The sequence below is a fragment of the Flavobacterium sp. MEB061 genome (assembly GCF_000834715.1).
GTDB lineage: Bacteria > Bacteroidota > Bacteroidia > Flavobacteriales > Flavobacteriaceae > Flavobacterium > Flavobacterium pectinovorum.
This window is the reverse complement of the sequence record NZ_JXQR01000027.1, coordinates 70,611-88,603: the sequence shown is the minus strand read 5'-3', so window position 1 is coordinate 88,603 and position 17,993 is coordinate 70,611. Positions and strand designations below refer to the sequence as shown.

Annotated in this window: 21 protein-coding genes; 7 read left to right on the top strand and 14 right to left on the bottom strand. The window is 36.9% G+C overall.

Annotated features, from left to right (window positions below; translation table 11 throughout):
- Window positions 1-2 precede the first annotated feature (2 nt).
- From yhhB to RT99_RS24745, 3 genes are read left to right on the top strand one after another with little or no spacing between them, the layout of a single operon-like run.
- Window positions 3-1,163, top strand: a complete 1,161-nt coding sequence (gene yhhB, locus RT99_RS13945; RefSeq protein ID WP_165587207.1) for a cyclophane-forming radical SAM/SPASM peptide maturase YhhB — start codon at window positions 3-5, stop codon at window positions 1,161-1,163.
- Window positions 1,141-1,728 carry a cyclophane-containing peptide 2OG-Fe(II) oxygenase YhhC gene (gene yhhC / locus RT99_RS13940; RefSeq protein ID WP_042565351.1) on the top strand — a complete coding sequence of 196 codons (588 nt, stop codon included), beginning with the start codon at window positions 1,141-1,143 and terminating at the stop codon, window positions 1,726-1,728. Before yhhB ends, yhhC begins: the two co-directional genes overlap by 23 nt.
- A gap of 5 nt (window positions 1,729-1,733) precedes the next feature.
- A complete protein-coding gene (locus RT99_RS24745) occupies window positions 1,734-2,594 on the top strand; it encodes an HEXXH motif-containing putative peptide modification protein (protein ID WP_052483687.1) in 861 nt (286 codons plus the stop codon).
- On the opposite strand, the gene RT99_RS24740 is transcribed toward RT99_RS24745, so the two are convergent.
- Together RT99_RS24740 and RT99_RS13925 are read right to left on the bottom strand one after the other, a co-directional pair.
- Window positions 2,591-3,430, bottom strand: a complete 840-nt coding sequence (locus RT99_RS24740; RefSeq protein ID WP_052483686.1) for a hypothetical protein — start codon at window positions 3,428-3,430, stop codon at window positions 2,591-2,593. The genes RT99_RS24745 and RT99_RS24740 overlap by 4 nt on opposite strands.
- A complete protein-coding gene (locus RT99_RS13925; RefSeq protein WP_042565350.1) occupies window positions 3,414-4,823 on the bottom strand; it encodes an AAA family ATPase in 1,410 nt (469 codons plus the stop codon). Before RT99_RS13925 ends, RT99_RS24740 begins: the two co-directional genes overlap by 17 nt.
- Before the next feature lie 473 nt (window positions 4,824-5,296).
- On the opposite strand from RT99_RS13925, the gene RT99_RS24735 reads away from it, so the two are divergent.
- The 3 genes from RT99_RS24735 to RT99_RS13910 all read left to right on the top strand — a co-directional run bounded on the left by RT99_RS24735 (window position 5,297) and on the right by RT99_RS13910 (window position 7,855).
- Window positions 5,297-6,172 carry a hypothetical protein gene (locus RT99_RS24735; protein WP_052483685.1) on the top strand — a complete coding sequence of 292 codons (876 nt, stop codon included), beginning with the start codon at window positions 5,297-5,299 and terminating at the stop codon, window positions 6,170-6,172.
- A gap of 122 nt (window positions 6,173-6,294) precedes the next feature.
- Complete coding sequence (locus tag RT99_RS13915) at window positions 6,295-6,963, top strand: AbiV family abortive infection protein (RefSeq protein ID WP_052483684.1); 669 nt, start codon at window positions 6,295-6,297, stop codon at window positions 6,961-6,963.
- Window positions 6,964-6,967: 4 nt separating this feature from the next.
- A complete protein-coding gene (locus RT99_RS13910) occupies window positions 6,968-7,855 on the top strand; it encodes a hypothetical protein (protein ID WP_042565349.1) in 888 nt (295 codons plus the stop codon).
- A 557-nt stretch (window positions 7,856-8,412) separates the two neighbouring features.
- On the opposite strand, the gene RT99_RS13905 is transcribed toward RT99_RS13910, so the two are convergent.
- The 3 genes from RT99_RS13905 to RT99_RS13890 all read right to left on the bottom strand — a co-directional run bounded on the left by RT99_RS13905 (window position 8,413) and on the right by RT99_RS13890 (window position 10,793).
- Window positions 8,413-8,766 carry a nuclear transport factor 2 family protein gene (locus RT99_RS13905; RefSeq protein ID WP_042565348.1) on the bottom strand — a complete coding sequence of 118 codons (354 nt, stop codon included), beginning with the start codon at window positions 8,764-8,766 and terminating at the stop codon, window positions 8,413-8,415.
- Between the two features lie 45 nt (window positions 8,767-8,811).
- The gene (locus RT99_RS13900; protein WP_042565347.1) at window positions 8,812-9,402 is read right to left on the bottom strand and encodes a Crp/Fnr family transcriptional regulator; all 591 of its coding nucleotides are present in this window, start codon (window positions 9,400-9,402) and stop codon (window positions 8,812-8,814) included.
- 761 nt (window positions 9,403-10,163) lie between these two features.
- Window positions 10,164-10,793, bottom strand: coding sequence for a nitroreductase family protein (locus RT99_RS13890; RefSeq protein ID WP_042565345.1), 630 nt, complete (start codon window positions 10,791-10,793; stop codon window positions 10,164-10,166).
- A 98-nt stretch (window positions 10,794-10,891) separates the two neighbouring features.
- Here RT99_RS13890 and RT99_RS13885 point away from each other — a divergent pair, with 98 nt between their 5' ends.
- Complete coding sequence (locus tag RT99_RS13885; protein ID WP_042565344.1) at window positions 10,892-11,254, top strand: helix-turn-helix domain-containing protein; 363 nt, start codon at window positions 10,892-10,894, stop codon at window positions 11,252-11,254.
- A gap of 251 nt (window positions 11,255-11,505) precedes the next feature.
- On the opposite strand, the gene RT99_RS13880 is transcribed toward RT99_RS13885, so the two are convergent.
- From RT99_RS13880 to RT99_RS13835, 9 genes are all read right to left on the bottom strand, one after another.
- Entirely contained in the window at window positions 11,506-11,994 is a 489-nt protein-coding gene (locus tag RT99_RS13880) for an AraC family ligand binding domain-containing protein (RefSeq protein ID WP_052483683.1), read from the bottom strand.
- A 26-nt stretch (window positions 11,995-12,020) separates the two neighbouring features.
- Window positions 12,021-12,947, bottom strand: a complete 927-nt coding sequence (locus RT99_RS13875) for an AraC family transcriptional regulator (protein WP_042565343.1) — start codon at window positions 12,945-12,947, stop codon at window positions 12,021-12,023.
- A 12-nt stretch (window positions 12,948-12,959) separates the two neighbouring features.
- Window positions 12,960-13,880: an SDR family oxidoreductase gene (locus RT99_RS13870; protein ID WP_042565342.1), complete on the bottom strand. Its 921-nt coding sequence runs from the start codon at window positions 13,878-13,880 to the stop codon at window positions 12,960-12,962.
- Between the two features lie 110 nt (window positions 13,881-13,990).
- Window positions 13,991-15,061 (bottom strand): DUF2652 domain-containing protein, encoded by a 1,071-nt coding sequence (locus RT99_RS24730; protein ID WP_052483682.1) that lies wholly within the window; start codon window positions 15,059-15,061, stop codon window positions 13,991-13,993.
- 24 nt (window positions 15,062-15,085) lie between these two features.
- Entirely contained in the window at window positions 15,086-16,003 is a 918-nt protein-coding gene (locus RT99_RS13860) for a DMT family transporter (protein ID WP_042565341.1), read from the bottom strand.
- 51 nt (window positions 16,004-16,054) lie between these two features.
- On the bottom strand, window positions 16,055-16,546 hold the full coding sequence (msrA, locus tag RT99_RS13855; RefSeq protein ID WP_042565340.1) for a peptide-methionine (S)-S-oxide reductase MsrA: 492 nt from the start codon (window positions 16,544-16,546) through the stop codon (window positions 16,055-16,057).
- 37 nt (window positions 16,547-16,583) lie between these two features.
- The gene (msrB, locus tag RT99_RS13850) at window positions 16,584-17,030 is read right to left on the bottom strand and encodes a peptide-methionine (R)-S-oxide reductase MsrB (protein WP_042565339.1); all 447 of its coding nucleotides are present in this window, start codon (window positions 17,028-17,030) and stop codon (window positions 16,584-16,586) included.
- A gap of 11 nt (window positions 17,031-17,041) precedes the next feature.
- A complete protein-coding gene (locus RT99_RS13845) occupies window positions 17,042-17,284 on the bottom strand; it encodes a hypothetical protein (RefSeq protein WP_042565338.1) in 243 nt (80 codons plus the stop codon).
- A gap of 208 nt (window positions 17,285-17,492) precedes the next feature.
- Window positions 17,493-17,990 carry a peptide-methionine (S)-S-oxide reductase gene (locus RT99_RS13835; RefSeq protein ID WP_042565336.1) on the bottom strand — a complete coding sequence of 166 codons (498 nt, stop codon included), beginning with the start codon at window positions 17,988-17,990 and terminating at the stop codon, window positions 17,493-17,495.
- Between the last annotated feature and the right edge of the window lie 3 nt (window positions 17,991-17,993).

Here is a 17,993-nt window from a genome sequence, read left to right as displayed (position 1 = left end):
TTTTGGATTTCCAGTATATAGAAAGTCCTGAACTTGATACCATCCTGATTAAAGTAGCAAGCAGATGCAATATAAATTGCAGTTACTGCTATGTATATAATATGGGGGATGACAACTGGTCGCGTTTGGAAAAACTTATTTCTGACCAGACAATCCTGGGGATTGTTTCCTCTTTGAAAAGCATAACCCAGATTCAGGATAAGATTTTCAGCATTGTCCTGCATGGAGGCGAGCCTTTCCTGCTTGGCGAAAAAAGATTGGAATTTCTTCTGAGCTCACTTCGTTCTGTGCTTGGGGAAGAATATCCGATAAGCATACAGACCAATGGAATTTTGATTAGCGAAAAACTCCTGGATATCTGTTCGCAATATAGAACCAGCGTTGCAGTAAGTCTGGATGGTCCGGAAAAAATAAACGACAAGTACAGGGTCACGCACGCCAACACAGGAACATACCATAAAGTTATGCAGGGTATACGCAAACTGCAGAATCATCGCGATGCAGCATTTTTGAATGCTGGATTATTGGCCGTGATTGACGTAGAATCTGATCCTAAAGAGATTTACAGCTTTTTTAGAAAACTGGCGCCGGCCAGTGTCGATTTTCTTTACAAGGACGGAAACCACTCAAAGCTGCCTGCTGGAAAAGGCACATCCGATTCTGTAGAATACGGCATTTGGATGGCGAAATTGCTTAAGTCATATTTAAAAGATCCTGATCCCCTTCCCATAAGAATTCTGGATGATATGCTCAAAGCTTTATTGGGCGGGGTCGTATCTAAAGAAGGGATGGGAATTACCGATTTCGGAATCATAATCATAGATACCGATGGGACGGTAATGAAAAATGACACCCTGAAGAGTTCTTACAACGGCGCCGACAAATTTTCCAGCACGGTAAACATTAAGGATGGAAATCTTATTGAGTTCTTATCCTCCGAAATTTTCCGTGAATATCGCAGTATGCAGAAGCCCGCATGCGAGCAGTGCCTAAATTGCCCAGTTTTGAATATATGCGGCGGGGGAATGATGCTGCACCGCTGGAAGGAAGACACCGGCTTTAACAACCCTTCAATCTATTGCGCCGATCAGCTTTATCTGATAAGCGCAATGCAGGAAATCATAGAAAAACAGCTTAAAGATGCAGAAACCAGCCCATATTAGCCTGAACAGCATAGAATCTGAAATGCTCCCTTTCCCCCATTTTTCTTGTACAGATGTACTGAAGGGCGGTTTGGAGAAAGAACTTTTTGATTGGTTTGAAAAAACCGATTCGTGGGGACTTACCGAAATGGATTTTTACACGCAGTTTGAATTCAGCCTGTTCGATGTTGAACTTCCCAAAAACCTTAAGCCCCTTTCCTCTATCGGCACGATAAATATTATCAAAGAAAAGATGTCCGCATGCTTTGATGCGGATAATTTGGAAATATCGGGAATCACAGCCCACAAATTGATCAATGGACACAAGATAGGAGTCCACAATGACTTTATTGGAGGGGAGGAAACCCATAGAATGGTGCTGCAGATAAACCCAGGCTGGAATGAAGATAATGGTGGCTTTTTGATGATCTTCAATTCTTCTGATCCGGAAGATCTTGCCAAGCTAGTGATGCCTCTCAATAATACCGCTTTTGGTTTTGAAATATCGCCCCGGTCATATCACGCCGTTTCTGCTGTCCGCAATTATTCCAGATATACTCTTGTCTATACTTTCAAAACTGTTTAAAACCTATGTCCCTTAAGCATAAAATAAATGCGTTTATCGCATCTCCTTATCCGCTGTGGGAAGACAGTCTCACGGAAGACCTTATAGAGTACCAGTGGACGGAATTCGGCAGGCTTAATATCTGGCCTTCGAACTATTCGACTGCAAGAGCTTTGTTTTGGGACGCAAGCCTACCTGACAGCGATAAGATTTTGATCTTTCAGTCAGACGCTTCGGTATCAACACAGCTTGAAATGCCGCAGCAGCAGATGGATCCGTTTTATGATTCCTGCGGTCTCGAAATGATCCAAAAAGAATCTTTGAACAGCAATGATGCAAAAGAAAAACTTTCAAAAGCATTCGCGCTGGCGGGTACTATTGAAAATCTGCAGTCTTTTTTAGTGAAGATCGTGAAAAACATCCAGATCGTTGAGCAACATGATCCTGAAATAGACACCAGCCACAGCGATCCCAAGATTGCTTTTTCGATATTTGTCACTATATGTCCCGACTCCTCTGAAATCTCAAGCCTTCGGGTTGCCGAATCTATTGTTCATGAGGCCATGCATCTAAAACTGACTCTGATTGAAAAACATGAAGAGCTCGCAATTCTGGATACTGCAGAAACTTTCTATTCTCCTTGGAGGGATGAAAACAGGCCAGTAAAAGGCGTTCTTCACGGATTATTTGTTTTCTGCGCCGTCCTTGATATGTACGAAACCTTAATGCGGCTGAAAGCTTTCACCTGTGAAGCAGTTTCATTCATCGATATGCGCATATGCTCAATTAAAGATGAACTTAATCTCTTGACAGATTTTCCCCAAAATCCAGGCCTGACCACTTCCGGAAAATCTCTTGCAGCCTCCCTGCTTAACAAATATATTTAAACCGTAGGAAGGTGTGGAAACTTGCTTCGCACGCAAGAGGCAAATTTAGCGGAGTCCTTAGCTGCGGTATTGGCAAGTCTCAATGAGTCGTTAATTTTAGCTATCACTTCGTTTCGCGAGCATTTAAAAGCACGCATGGCGGCCTGCAATTCTTCATCATCATGAATATCTATCTGACTGCAAGTAAGTGCCAGGTCCAGCATTACTAAATATTCAATTCGCGTGTTGTTCATCCTTTCAAGACCGTACGCCTCAATGCTTTTAGTTCCTTTATTGCTGCCGTTTACCGCTATAGGCACCTCTTCATTAAAAACGATGTGGTCACGTGGATCTTCGGCAGAGGGATCTATCAGCAGATTTTCTTCATCTTCAAGGGCATTCGGATGGTTATGGAAGGGCTTTCGGGTGTTTTCATTGCTTAGCGGAAAAACATTCTTTTTGAATGACCGGTTGCATTTTTCGCATGAAAACATAAGATTGCTCCATTCATAAGCCAGCCAGTAATAGCCTGGATAAGTCAATTTGTTTGCTCCTGCTTTTTTATAGGCCCCCTTTGGCCTGAAATGCTCCACATCCCCATAACTGTTGTCCAAAAATTTCGCCTCGCAGAAACAGCACTTCTCGTTCTGATCTGAAATGAGAAGATCCTTTACGGTTTGATCGCCGTAAACAGATGTATCAAAAGGCATTTTTGTCAAGGAATTGTTGCCTACTCCAGCCCTTGAGGTATAAAGCAGCGGATCAGCTGCATAATCTCTTTGTAAAGCATCTTTCAGATTTGAACCTTCATCGGTTAGTTTTTGCGGAGCTGATGCAGTTTTATTTATTCTTATCATTTTTACCCGTTTTAATCTGATTTAACTCCTTTGCAAAATTTCGAAGCACCGACATTGCATCAATTTCGTCTTTATTATCTCCAACAGGCAGATCATATATCTTTTCATTTAATTCCCGAAGGGTCTTACTGTCCGTCTCGTTCAGATTTCCTTTTTTTAAAAGCTCCCTTCTTTGTGCTATCTTTTTTTCAATCTCCGGTCCTCGTGATGTCGATAGTCCAAAAAAATCGCTGGTGAGAATCTGGTCTATACGCCATCCCTCTATATTTTCAGTATCGCTGATCACTATGACCTTGCCATCTGCATCTTTTACAATTTCATAATTGGCATTAATTGCCGATTGCACGATAAGCGGGCTGTGCGCAGTGGCTACAAACTGTACGTTGGGAAAATTCAGGGACAGTTTTTCAATTACTTCTCTCTGCCATAGCGGATGCAGATGAAGATCGATTTCATCCAGCAGGACAATGGCAGGCTCTGCCAGAGGATTCTCTGAATTTGGATAGCTGTTGAACATCCTCCATGAAATATCGACACTGAGTGCAAGCACGCTTCTATACCCAAGACTTAGATTGGAATACGCAACTCTTTTTCTGTTTTTGTACACAACTTCTATAGTGCCAGCCCTTAGAACGTTGTTTACGATCTTAGGCACGGAAATTTCTATATTTTTCACTTCATCGTGTGAGGGCAGCATTGATTTGAGCATGTCCAAGACAGTGCTTCTATACTTTTTATGCTTGGCGCTTTCTTTCTTGTCACTGCCCAGTGAAGCGTAATTGACTGTATGGAGAATCTCTTCAATGTCAAAAAGTTTGGTATCATCAAAACTGAACAGCAGAAATGGGTCTGCCAGATCAGGTTCGTAGATATTGCTTTTGCCCAGACGTCTGGACGCACTGTAAGGGAGAATCAAAACTTCATCCTCGAAAAAAATTTCCTCTGCATTTGTGTCAAATAATAATTTAACGTCCTTAAGCTTCTTGCCACCATCAAGTTCAATTTCTATTTCGGAGGTGCATATTTTTTCATTCGGCAGATCAGCCTTCTCATTAATCTTTGAGTTTGCTATGAAAGTCGCATGAATTCTCGCCGATGAAAAATTGTTGTTATTTACCAATTCTTCCAAGGTTTCATTGGTTTCATTGTTTATCGAGGGCTCAATATTTTCTTTTTTAAGTGTTTCGCCTTCAGAATCTCTGGCATTATGAACAAGTGGCTTCATCCATCCGATACTCTGCAGTAAAGTCGTTTTTCCGATTCCGTTGTCTCCCAGAATCAGTGTCCATTGCGGAAGCACGCCGTCTTCTTTTAGAAAATTTATATTTACCTCTTCAAATCTTCTGACATTTTTTAGGTTTAAAGATTTTATGTAGATCGGATTAGTTGCCATTTCGTTGAAATTTTAGTCTGAAATTATGCTGTTTGGAATATTTTGTCACTCTTACAATTATTACAAATTAAAGGCAGTTGACATTTAAAGCTCTAAGCTTAAGGGAATAAGGCATCGTGCGCTTTCTTTTTTTGTCAGATTGCCATAAACAGCTTATAAATGTAATAAATGCTATGATAGTTCTTCAAAGCAAAAATATCAAATTAAATCAAATTAACCCTATTTTTTTCTTATCTACATCTTCCACAGTTTGAGCTATGAAAAACATTGTTTAATTACATGTTTTTTTGCTAACATACCAAAATAAGATTACCTGGGATTCGAGACATTAAAAATTTTATCTCAGCTTACTAGCTACGCAAAAAGACTGCGCACTAAGTTTATAGTTTCGCTTTTAAAATAATATCTAATTTTAAAGTATTAAATAAAATTTTAGAGTAGGTTTTGAGAAGTAAAGAAAAAATTTTAAAAGTATGGAGCTAGAAGAAATATTTGACGAATATATTTGTAAATTGGAACAGCTTACAATAGCCAAAAGGTCAATGAAGGAGATTGCTGTGAATGAAATAAACAGATTAAATCAAAAAAAAGAAAAAACATTAAAAGTAATTGGAAACAATAATTTTTCTCATTCTACAGATTTCTTTTTTATTGAAGATCCAAAAAGTGGCCAAATTATTAGATATAATTATATTAAAAGCACAATTGATGAAAATATTAAACAAATAATCCTTCAGAAAAATAAACAATATCAGTGGATACTATCAGAATCTTTCGAAATTTTTAGAGAATTTATTATAAAACTTTATGCCTATATAGGCTACAAAGACATTAATAGTTGGCCCCTTAAAGATTATGGCAATATAGTTTTGTCCGAACTTAGCAACAAAGATTACACGTACTTTTTAGCACAGGCAAAAATAAAAAAAGACATTCCCGACAGTATACTGAATAGATTTAGAACAATCTTTCCTCAATATAAAAATCTCGAAATTAATAACAAGCTCAACAAAAATTTAAACTTTGAAATAATTTTAATAGAGCATTTTCGACATTTAATCGTCCATTGTGGTGGGAAAACTATTGAAAAACCGTTATTTATCGAAAAGATTTTGAAGAAATCAGGTCTTTGGAATAATGGAAAGCCTGATAGCGAAAAAATTGATTTTATATCTTCATTTTTTCAATCCAAAGACGCAATTGATGCAATTAGACTTTTAGAGATTGAATCAAAAAATGATGCTTTCGACAGTTACTATGACATTTTGGAAAATTTAATGGGTTCGTTGACAAGTATTTGTTTCCTGCTATTTAATGAAATTAAAAGTGTTTATTGCAAAGAAATCTGATTAAAAATAGTAGTTAATGTAATGTCTTTTTCCATCAACATTGTTGTAAATAAAATATTACGAATTTTTAAACAAGAAATCCATATAATTTTACAGAAAGTAAAATCTACATAACATATACAATGAGAAAGCAACAATTCAAACAGAAATTAGACTTAAAGAAAGCATCTGAAGGAATAAAAACAGCCAATAAGAATGCAAAATCATTACTTGATGATGCTGTTTTACTATATGACAATAATAGATTTGCAAGAGCTACAGCATTAGCTATTTTATCCATAGAAGAGTCAGGAAAACCTTCAATACTGCGATCTATATTGTTGGAAGATGATTTAAAAGAAATAAATAATCTCTGGAAATCGTACAGAAAACATACTGATAAAAACAACATGTGGATCGCACCCGAATTAATTTTAAATGGTGGTACAACTATTCATGATTTAGAAAAAATCGTTGATAAAAATTCAGATCATCCTCAAACATTAGATAATCTAAAACAATTATGTTTTTATTCTGATGCATTCACTAATTGTAAATGGTCAAATCCAGATAATCTACTTGAAAAAGAAGATGCTAAACGTTTTATTGATATTGCAAATTTTAGTCTTAATAAGGACGAATTATTTACTGATGAATTGTCACTCAGTTTATGGCAAAAGCATTTGAAACCAAGTTGGAAAACTAATTTAATATCAATGAAAAAGTCACTTATCGAATGTTATAATGAATGTGAAAAACTTCAGTTAATCAGTTCTGGTAAAACCCAAGAAATGATAAACTTTTTAAAATAAAAAAATGGAAGAAAAAGACATTGTAAATCCATTAGTAGAATTTAGAAAACTCTCAGAACGAATCAATTTATTAAACAATAGATTTATTGCGGTTGCAATGGACTATAAATATTATATTAATGATTTAATAACGGATAATGAAATCTTTAAATTAAGAGATAATGTAATGTACAAATTGACAAGCGCAAGTTTCCATTTTCAATTATTATTAGAATATCATGATCGAGTTGAGTTTGAGTTAAACGAAAGATATAAAAATAATCTTAGCGATTTTTTTGAAAATAATATAGAATTCATCGCTTTTGAGCGTAGAGCTATTCTAGAAGTTTACTCGATATTTGACAGTATGATTTACCATCTATGTTCCATATTTGACTATATCTTTAGAATAATAAATTATTGCCATTCACAAACAATTGTGCAAAGTCCAAAATGGAATTTATTTAAATATGACAGCAATATTAAAAAAAATTATCCTTACTGCAGTAAAGAAATGGTTGAAGTGATGGAACAATTTGACAAATGCTTCGTTTATCCCTTAATTCAACACAGATCCCACCTAATTCACACTAGTACAGATATTGGTGAATTTACATTGTCAATAAATATAAAAGATACGAAGTGTAAAGCAAAATTTATGTCTACAGATCTTTTTAAAACTAATTTTCCTGAAATAGTTGAAGTCACTGCTGATGAAAAGATGACAATTAAATATTCTGCTCTATGGCTAATTGATAAAACTATAACTACGACAAGTGAATTACTGTTCGAATTAAGTGATGATATGAAGAGAAACAAAAGAATTCCGCATGGTATGTTTTTTACATTAGGAAAAAATAATGAAGTACTTCCTCCATCTATACATTATTGGGGTGATAGAAAAATCAACTAAACAACTAAATTATTTATTTAATGGCACTTACCTTCTATATTCATCAATAAAAGGTTCAAAAATTCTCCCGTTAGTCTCAAATAAAACATAATTTTATAATTAAAAAATGTCACGAATTTCTATTAAACGTTTTGTGGCAAAATCGTGGCACATGGTGTTTTTCAAAACTAAAAACTCAGTAAAATCAATTGCTGGCGAGCCTTAGTTCGAAACTGTCTTAGAATGATATTTGCCATAATAAAATATTCAAAATGGAGCAACTATATTCTGGGTGCAGAATCGGTGCATCAATTTTGCGAACAAATTTAAAATACTGTTATACAATCACTTGGAACCTTAAGTTCGAAACATTACTAGATTCTTGATTCTGCAATAAATTATAGATAAATGTTCGTAGCTAAACGAAGTTGCGGAATTTTGGAGCCGAGAACTTTCGGTGACCGGAAAAGAAGTTATGAAAAAAGTAAGTTTCAACGACCACATAAGCAGCAATTTCAATTAGCTGCTGTTAGGGGTCGTTGATTATCTTTTTAGATTAGTTTAAACCTAATTATTGTTTAATCAAGTTCAATGTCCATTCTTGAAAGTAAATTATCTTTAACTGTAAAAATATGTTTAATTATTCCGTCAAATAAAATTTCTCCTTGTAAATCTTTCACTAATTGATGAAGTTTAACTTCATATTTTTGTTTAGATATTTCAATAATACTAATTGGCTCAACAATTGCATCAATTTCAGTCCATTGTCTCGTCCAATATTCTCTTATTTCTTTATGACCATTTACGTAACCTCCTTCAAATGCTTTTGGCCACTCTACATTTTCGTGAAATGTTGATAATGCAGTTGAAATGTCTCTTGAATTAAAAGCTAAATATGCTTTTTTAATTAAGTTGTGAATTTGATTTTCCATTTTATTTTTTTTAAGGTTATTTAGCAAAACTAAAATGTAATCAAACTATGTTTTGTGATTTACATCACTTTTTTTTGAATTTAACCTGCTTAATGTTTCTCGTGATACTCCAAGATAAGATGCAAGTAATGTTTTAGAAATTTTATTATGTAAGTCTGGTTGATTTTTCAACATCATTTCATATCGCTGTTGAATGTTTGTTGTGAGAAAGGACAATAAGCGTTGTTGGGTTGTTATAAATCCTAACGTCGATTTTTGGTGGAAAAAACTTTGCATTTTAGGGAATTCGCTACATAACTTATTATAGTTTGTCAGCGAAAGGCAAAAAAGATGTGTGCTTTTGACACACTTTAAATACATTGTTGCTTTTGATTTGGTAAAATAAGCTGTAAAATCACTTTCCCAACGATTCTCATTAACAATAGAAAAAATAAATTCTTTGCCTAAATCATTTACAAATACCAATTTTAAAATTCCATTTACCACAAAATAACAATTTTCAACATAATCTTCTTCTACAAATACATATTCATTTTTAGCAAATGATTTTTCAGTAAAATGTGATTTAATTATTTCAAATTCATCATCATTAAGATTAACTATGGTTTCAAATTGTTTTCGTAATATTTCGAACATTGTTATCTAATAAAAAAGTTGGTGAGGTTTATTTGTTACGCTTTTTATAGTTCTCCGGCACAATGATCTCTATTGACCAAATATGTTGTAGTATCTATGTAAAAGCATAACATAGAGTTACTAAAAACGAAGATTATACGATTACAATATGCCTTAATACAACCAAAGATATTCATTGGTTTAGAGATTCACAAAAAAAAAAGCTGGACCATTTCCATTCAAACTGATTTGTTTTTTCTCAGGACGTACTCGATGCCTGTTGTTGCCAAGGATTTATTTCAATATATGGAGCAAACATTTCCTGATCACGAAGTTACTTTAGTTTACGAAGCAGGTTGTTGTCGATTTTGTGCAGTTCGCTGTTTTTTAAATTTAGGTTGGCATGTTTTGGTAATCACCCTTCTGATGTCAAGACAGGAGGCAAGGAGCTCTATCGCAAAACAGACGTCTTAGATTCGAAAAATCTTTCCAATCAATATCACTGGGTTTTACAACCTATTAAAAATTCAAGGTAAAAGATAGTGTAGAAAAGGTCTTTTACCTTGAATAGAAACACTTATTATTCTAACATTTAGATCAAGTAGGACCAACAATCTAAAAAAGTCAAAAAAAAAGTAAAGATGTTCTATCAAAATGAAGTTACCCGGCGTTAAACTGAAAAGTTAATAAGCTTTTATCTAAAGATGACATAATATAATAGACGGCGAGCGGCGTATCGACTTGAAACATGCGCTCGCCGATTAAATAATCTCGAGGGCAAATTATTTTATTTTTGTAGAAAATTGCTCAATTGGCAGGCGAACTTTTGGCATTGAAGCCAGATAATCATTTGCGGCATCGCGATAGCCCAAAGAAATAATTACCGAAGCGTGAAGATTTTTTTCTGACAAACCCAATACATTATTAAATAATTCCGGATCAAAACCTTCCATAGGAGTAGCATCGACTTTAAGTTCAGCAGCTGCAATTAAGGCAGTTCCAAGGCCAATATAGGCTTGTTTGGCCGACCAAATCGCGTGTTGCTCTGGGGTTTGAGTGGAAAAAAACGAAGTCACGGCATCCTTTAAAGGATTTAGAGCTCCACTTTCTAAATCGCGTTGTTCTTCCATCATTGCCACGTAATCTGCAATGTATTCCTTAGTTATCTTGTTAAAGGCGGCAAAAACAAGCAAATGAGAAGAATCCTGAATTTGTGTATTGAAGGATCCTTCACCTAATTTTTGTCGTATTTCAGGATTCGTTATCACAATTAGGCGATAAGGCTGTATCCCGCAGGAAGAAGCACTAAGGTTGATGGCTTCGATAATTTGGTCAATCTTATCTTCATTGACCAATTCATCTGAGTATTTCTTAACAGCATAACGCCATTGTAAATCTTTGATTAGTTTCATATTTATATAATTTAATTGCAAAGCTATAATTGTTATGTGTATATTTGTCACTAAGTGACAAAAAGTTATAGTAACAAATAGGTAACCACTCTATTATTATGGAATTAAAATACAACCCGGTTAAAGATTGCAGCCATAAAATACTAGCAATAAGCGATACGATGGATATTTTAAATGGAAAATGGAAAATGTCTATCGTTGCATGTTTGTGTTATAAACCGATGCGCTATTCCGAATTACTGAAAGAAGTAAATGGCATTTCCGGCAAAGTGCTCAGCCGTGAATTGAAGGATTTGGAAATAAATGAACTCATTGAACGCATAGTGTTAAACACTGCGCCTATCGCCGTAGAATATCGCATTACAGAATACGGCAATTCTCTTAAAGAACTTACCAATACAATAGCAGATTGGGGAATGAGTCATAGAAAACGTATCATTTCAGGAATGACAAAAGGATGAGCGCGTATTCCTTTCTTAATTTCTAAAGGCCATTCTACATTTCCCTGTATATATTAACCTCCCTGCATAATCTGCTTTATATCTAAAATACTTAATTTTAATTACCTTGTGGACTACTGCTTTTTTATGTGCGGTTACAGAGCCAAAAAGCTGCAGTCAATACGGTTGTCAAACGCCATAGTAATGCAGTTTCATTATCTACTGCAGCATATTAATTGCTTTGTTTCCGATATTATAAAAATATAATTTGGTTATAACTTTGCAATATTTCTTGCAGCAATAATGAGCATGGTGTTTACCATCTCATGTACCATGTCCTCTGTATATAAATCCTTTACCGTTTGTTCCTTGTAAATTGCCTCAATTACCCAAGGTACAAAACCCTTGTCAAAAACGTTCTTTAGAATACACTCATTAATATGGCTGGCATTTTTTAGAATATATTCCAATCCTTGTAAATTTTGTCTGCTGAAATTATTTTTCTCGATTTGAATATTGTTAAATCTTAGGAAAAAAAAATCAGTCTGGTTTTCCACTTCAAAATGATGTGTATCCTCAGGTGTGATCAAAAAAAGATGGCCAGGATAATAATCGCATTCTGAATGATTTAGATAATGCTTACCTGTTCCTGAACGGATAAAGATCAGTTCAATAAAATTATGCCGCTGCTCAAACTTGGAACAAGCATTGGATGTTATAAAAGTGATTTCGTAAGGGGTTTGTGTATCTTCTTTTTTCATGATATTATATTAATCAGTTTATAACCTTAATTGAAAGATTGACGGAATGCTATGGGTGACTGATTAGTCTTGCTTTTAAATAATTTACTAAAAGATTGAGAGTGCTCGAAACCTAATTGGAAGGCTATTTCACTAACCGAGCAGTTTGTAATCGACAGCATTTCCTTGGCTTTTTCAATTAGCTTTTCATGTATATGCTGCTGTGTAGTTAATCCCGTTGTAGATTTTAGCATTCCGCTTAAGTAATCGGAAGAGACATGAAGCTGCTCAGCAAGATAACTTACTGAAGGTAGTCCTTTTTGACTATTATCCAATCCATCAAAATAGCCTGTAAGCAATTCATTAAGACGGTCTAAAATCTGGTGGTTAGTTATTCTGCGAGTCATAAATTGACGCTGATAAAACCTTTCTGAATAACTTAAAAGTGATTCAATCTGCGTTATTATAATATCATGGCTGAACTTATCCATATTATTATAATATTCTCGTTCAATATTTTGAATAATTTGAGTCAGTATCAATTCTTCTTTGTCTGAAAGAAACAACGCTTCGTTGACAGAATATCCAAAGAAATCAAATTTTCTTATTTTTTGGGTCAGCGAAGTATTCCAAAGCAGATCAGGATCAATAAGCAGCATCCAGCCCGATTGTTCAGCACTGCTGTATTTTTCAGGATTTAAACTGGATATCTGGCCGGGAGCCATAAAACTTAAGACACCATTATCAAAATCATATTCCTGCTGGCCGTATTTAAATTTTACAGGTCCCTTAAAATTTTTCTTTAGAGATATACTATAAAATCCGTAAACAATTGATTCGGGCAGATTTACCGGAATTTCTTTAAAAGGCTTGATCTCAATTACACTGATCATTGGATGCTCAGGTTTATCCAGGTGCAGCAGCTTGTGAAACTCACTAATCGATTTAATTTGATAAGGCTCTCTTCTTTCCATTGGATAAATAACTTAGTTTTTAAAATATATTTTGAGCGCGCGTTCTACACTTTGTTTATAAGAAAGTGCGGGACGGGTCAATAATTGGCGTATGTCTGAAGGGTTTCCTACCATATCGGCCCCTAGTCCATCAAGTACTCCTTTAATTGCTCCCTTTGGCGAGTTGGAAATTACTTGTATGAGCGGTGAAAAAAAACGCAGCAACGCAAATGGAATATGAATTTTTGAAGGATGTCTGCGGCCAAGCACATCGGCAGCCAAATCAATTAGCTGATCAGCAGTAAGCACATCATCACTGCCTACCTCGTAACATTTTCCGTAAGCCTCTGGTTTATCCTGTACTCCAGCAAGGTAGTAGGTAAGATCATCAATAGCGATACATCGAAATTTGTTTCTCCCGTTTCCAAGAACAAAAGATATGCTTTTTTTTGCGTTTGCCAATACCATATTAAATCCTTGTCCTCCAATGCCGACAATCATCCCTGGTTGTATGACTGTTACATTGAGGCCGCTATTCAGTAAATACTGCTGGGTTTTCCATCGTCCTGATGTCCATGCGTCCCTGTTAGCTTCTGAAATTCCTAATGATGTCAAATAAACAATACGATTTACTCCATTGGCTTTACAAGCATTTACTATATTTTGCAAGCCATTTAACTCTATGTCCATGAATTCCTTTCCCGAAGTATTTTCATGCTGTGGTGCAAGGGTATGAATACAGATATAAACAGCATCAATTGATACAAGAGCGTTTTTAACAGACGTAAAATCTGACATATCCCCTTTAACTATTTCGCAGCCCTGATCAGCAAGATATTTAATTTTATCAGGACTTCGCGCCAGACAACGCACTTTAAAGCCGTCTGCCAGCAATTGTTTTGTTAAATAACTCCCTACAAATCCTGATGCGCCGATTACTAAAACATTTTTCATAATATGGTGATTTAAGATTGTAAAGATCATCTTATATCTGGCAGTAACTGTAGCCAAAAACGGTCTTGTTGTAGTCGAAATCTGGTAACGAATGCATTTCCATAATGTAATTAAAAGTTATACATCTTAAGCGAGTAAAGTATATTTTCAGCATGTACGTCTGCTTTTTTACGTACCCACTTATTAATCCACCTGCCAATAACTGGAAAGTGTGAATAATGTACTTCTACGCGAGTATAGGTATCATTGCCTCTAGGTTCGAGAATAATGTAATAAAGCATTTTCCTTACAATATTCGCATTGAGTATTTGCTGGGCATAGACTATCTTATCCGGCCAGGGATTAGACACTGTTTCAATTTTAAGATTGTGGGAATCAAGAACGCATACATGCCTTGTGCCAACCCGATTGAGCTGTTGTGTTATGGAAAATACCTCCTTCACTTCTCTGTCCCAATCGGGAAGCAGTGAAATATTGATAAGAAGTTTATGAAGCTTTTCTGCAGCATGGTTCAGCAATTTCTCCCGCACAACAGGATTAGGCATTATAAATGGTTTATTAAACTGTCTAGGGGGCTGCAATTTTGAACGCAGCGACGACAGCGGATGGAACGTGTAGTTTAGGTTTCCCAGATCTTCATAGTACGACTGATCCTGGAAGGTATCCAGCCACGTGGGATCGGTAAGCGATTTGGATTCAGTGTAGGTATTGAACTGTGATGTCAGCATCAGGTACTCCTGGTGAGGAATAGAATTTTTCAGCAGCCTGTGCAGGCGTATGAGTTCAATACCGAATGGCTTGCGGAACCCTCGTACTTTCAACAGTTCTATCGGACCGGCATGAGCAATGATTTTAATGGTAAGATCTTCAGCAGTGGCACATGCCCCGCAGTGGCATATTCTTGACTCCCGGTATCGTGACAGGTGATTATGAAAAGCCAGAAAAAAACGCTCTGAAAGCTGCAACACTTCAGCACGCGAGGCCATGCGCTGATATCGGTAGAAGAGCACAGCATCGCCTTCTATCTCTGCTACGGTCAAACCCAAAAAATCAGCAGCAATCACAGCCTCCAGCAGTTCAGCAACGATATGCTGGCTATGGGTGATCTCAGTCTCGTTGACAAATCGGGTAAATCCGCTGATATCTGCAATTACAAGCAGGGATGCTTTAGCTTCTAACATAATTAATTATTTTGTTTACACATCCTATCTGCAATAGGCAATTACGAGTGTTCCACACATGATGACAGCTGCACTTACCTTTTGGCGCAAAGAAAGACGCTGCTTGAGCAGCATATTAGAGAGGAGTATCGTAACTACCGGTCCCAAGGTGGCCAGGACACTTACTATTCCTAAAACACCACTTCGGAATGCGTATGCAACAAGAAAGTCGCCGCCCATGTTCAGCAGCATGACAAAAGACAAAGCCTTTAATGTGTCAGCGCTGTTCAGGGACTTTCTCCATGGAAATTTTCCGATTAGCAAAGAGGTAATACTTATTGGCAAAGTCCCGAGCTGGAAACCCCAGACCATCCAGTTGACACTGCTGCCCGAGATCTCTACACCATGACTGGCAATGGTGAACGCCAGTCCGAATGTAATGGCAGAACCTAAAGCCAGCATTATACACTGGGCAGGGCGGATAACAATCCGGGGTCGATTCCATAAAATCAACATTACAACGCCGCGACACATGGGAATTGAGGCATCAACCTCCCTTTCATTGTTGTAGGTCATTCCAACAACACCAATTAGTACTACAGTAAGACCAGCAAACACATAGGCGTTGGGAATTGATCCTGAAAGCAGTGAAATGATTACAGGAATTATAGAGCTGGATGCTACTAATGGCGCCACTACTCCTGCATGCCCGAGAGTAAGCGCCTTGTAGTACAACATGTAAGCTGTTCCGTTTGCAATGCCACCTACTATTCCCCAGACAAGGGCCGTCATAACAAAAGGCTGATCGCTCAAAAGTGCCAACCCAAGAACAAGGATTGCCTGCATCCCCTGGGTAATAAGCACAATCAGAGCAGAAGGAAGCTTATTGGCAATACGACCTGCCATAAAGTCGCCGCTGCCATAACTCAGGCTTGCGATAAGGGAAAAGGCTATTGCAAACATATATTTATAAATTAATTATTGGATATTGATTTTGTTAAAAAATTTGTCAACTTATAGGTAACTTCCGAAGCGTTCAAAATGGCAGCTATAACCTCCGGGATTCTTAATCAGGTAGTCCTGATGGTACTCTTCTGCCGGCCAGAACTTTGTAAATGGCTCAAGGGTAGTAACTACCTTCGAAGGCCAGCGTTTCGAATCATCAACTATACCGATAACCTCCATGGCAACTTCTGCCTCATGTTCATTTTGTATAAATAATGTCGAGCGATAACTTGCACCTCTGTCATTGCCCTGCCTGTCAACAGTCGTTGGGTCATGTAGGGTGAAAAAATAATCCAGCAGTTCCTTGTAAGAAGTAATATCTTCGTCATAAGTAATCTCGATACCTTCAGCATGGCCAGGGTGATTCTTGTAGGTTGGGTCATCATTTTGCCCTCCCAGATAGCCCACTTCCGTATCTATAACTCCAGGGCGTACTCTGAAGAGGTCTTCCATGCCCCAGAAACAGCCACCTGCCACATATGCTTTTCGTATATTTTCCATAGTATTAGATTTTAAATGCGTTTTTAAAAATAGTGAATCATTCGTTGATTTGTTCCATGGCAACTGCATTTATGCAGTATCGTAGACCACTTGGTGCGGGTCCGTCAGGAAAGACGTGCCCAAGATGTGCGTCACATACATTGCACAAAACCTCTATCCTTTCCATTCCATAGCCCTTATCCTTTTTATGGGATATATTCTCTATTGCTATAGGCTGGGTAAAAGAAGGCCATCCCGACTTGCTTGCAAACTTTTCTGATGCGTCAAATAAAGGTGTACCGCAGCAAATGCACTTATACCTTCCAGGTTCAAATAGGCTGCACATCTCCGAGCTGTGAGCCCTCTCTGTTCCTTTCTGCCTGGTTACAAAATAAGAATCGGGCGTCAATAATTCCTTCCACTTCTCATCGGTCATCTCTACCCTTGTAAGTGGTTTTGGATTTTCGCCCGAAGCAAACCTGATAACGTCATTCCAGTCAATCATAACATATTAATTTAAAGGTTATTTTCAATTGTAACATCTGTATTTAAAACTGGTGCAACCAGTATTTGATTCCTTAGTCTTTGGTATACTGACTTAGTAAATCTTACATATACCTTATCTTTAGTGTCATATCCAACCAGTTGCTTTATATTCCCAAAGGGGCAGCTCGGTGCGCCTGCGCTGTGACCGTCAACCAGGATGTAGCGTGTCGGCTGTGCATCATAGGATGCCGCATTAACCTTTTCCTCTTTCATAATGCAGAAATGTATTTGTTCGATCTTCTAGCTGGGTCATACTCTGCATGCCAGTTAGCTGGTCGATAATTTCCTTATTGCGGACAAGGAAAAGCGGTATGGAATGGCTCCCATATCGCACGAGTAGACCGTCGAATTCATAGGTCATATCAATTCTTTTCATTGTTTTTTGCTTTAAGATGTAAGGTTAAAATCCTTTTGGGTGTAATTAAAAATCTTCTCTGACCCTCACAGCAAACCTGCTCCTTAATAAGCTGATTTTTGGATTGATATAAAGTTGACAGAAAGGTCCGCTTTTGTTTTTACTGTAATAGTTCAGCTGACTTTCTGCATTCAGCCTAAATTCCTGAAAAGGCAATATTTGAGTGATATAATGGGTTTTGTTTTCACTGGAGAGTCGTGCCACGCTATCAGCAAGGCCTGCGCTGTCCTTATCATCAAAATAATATAGTGCCGATCGGTACTTGGTCCTCATTTTATGCTCATTGCTGCTGCTATGAGTCAGCAGGTGTATCTCGATGAGAACATCATAAGGAATAATATTGTTGTCAAAACTTACAATAACACCTTCAGAAAAATCATCGTAGGGTGAAATCGAAGCTATCCATCCCTGTTCCACATTAATTACGCCGTGCAGGGCCTGAAAAATAGCTTCGGTACACCAGTGGCAGCCGCCTCCAAACCCCAGTTTAGTTATATTTTCCATAGG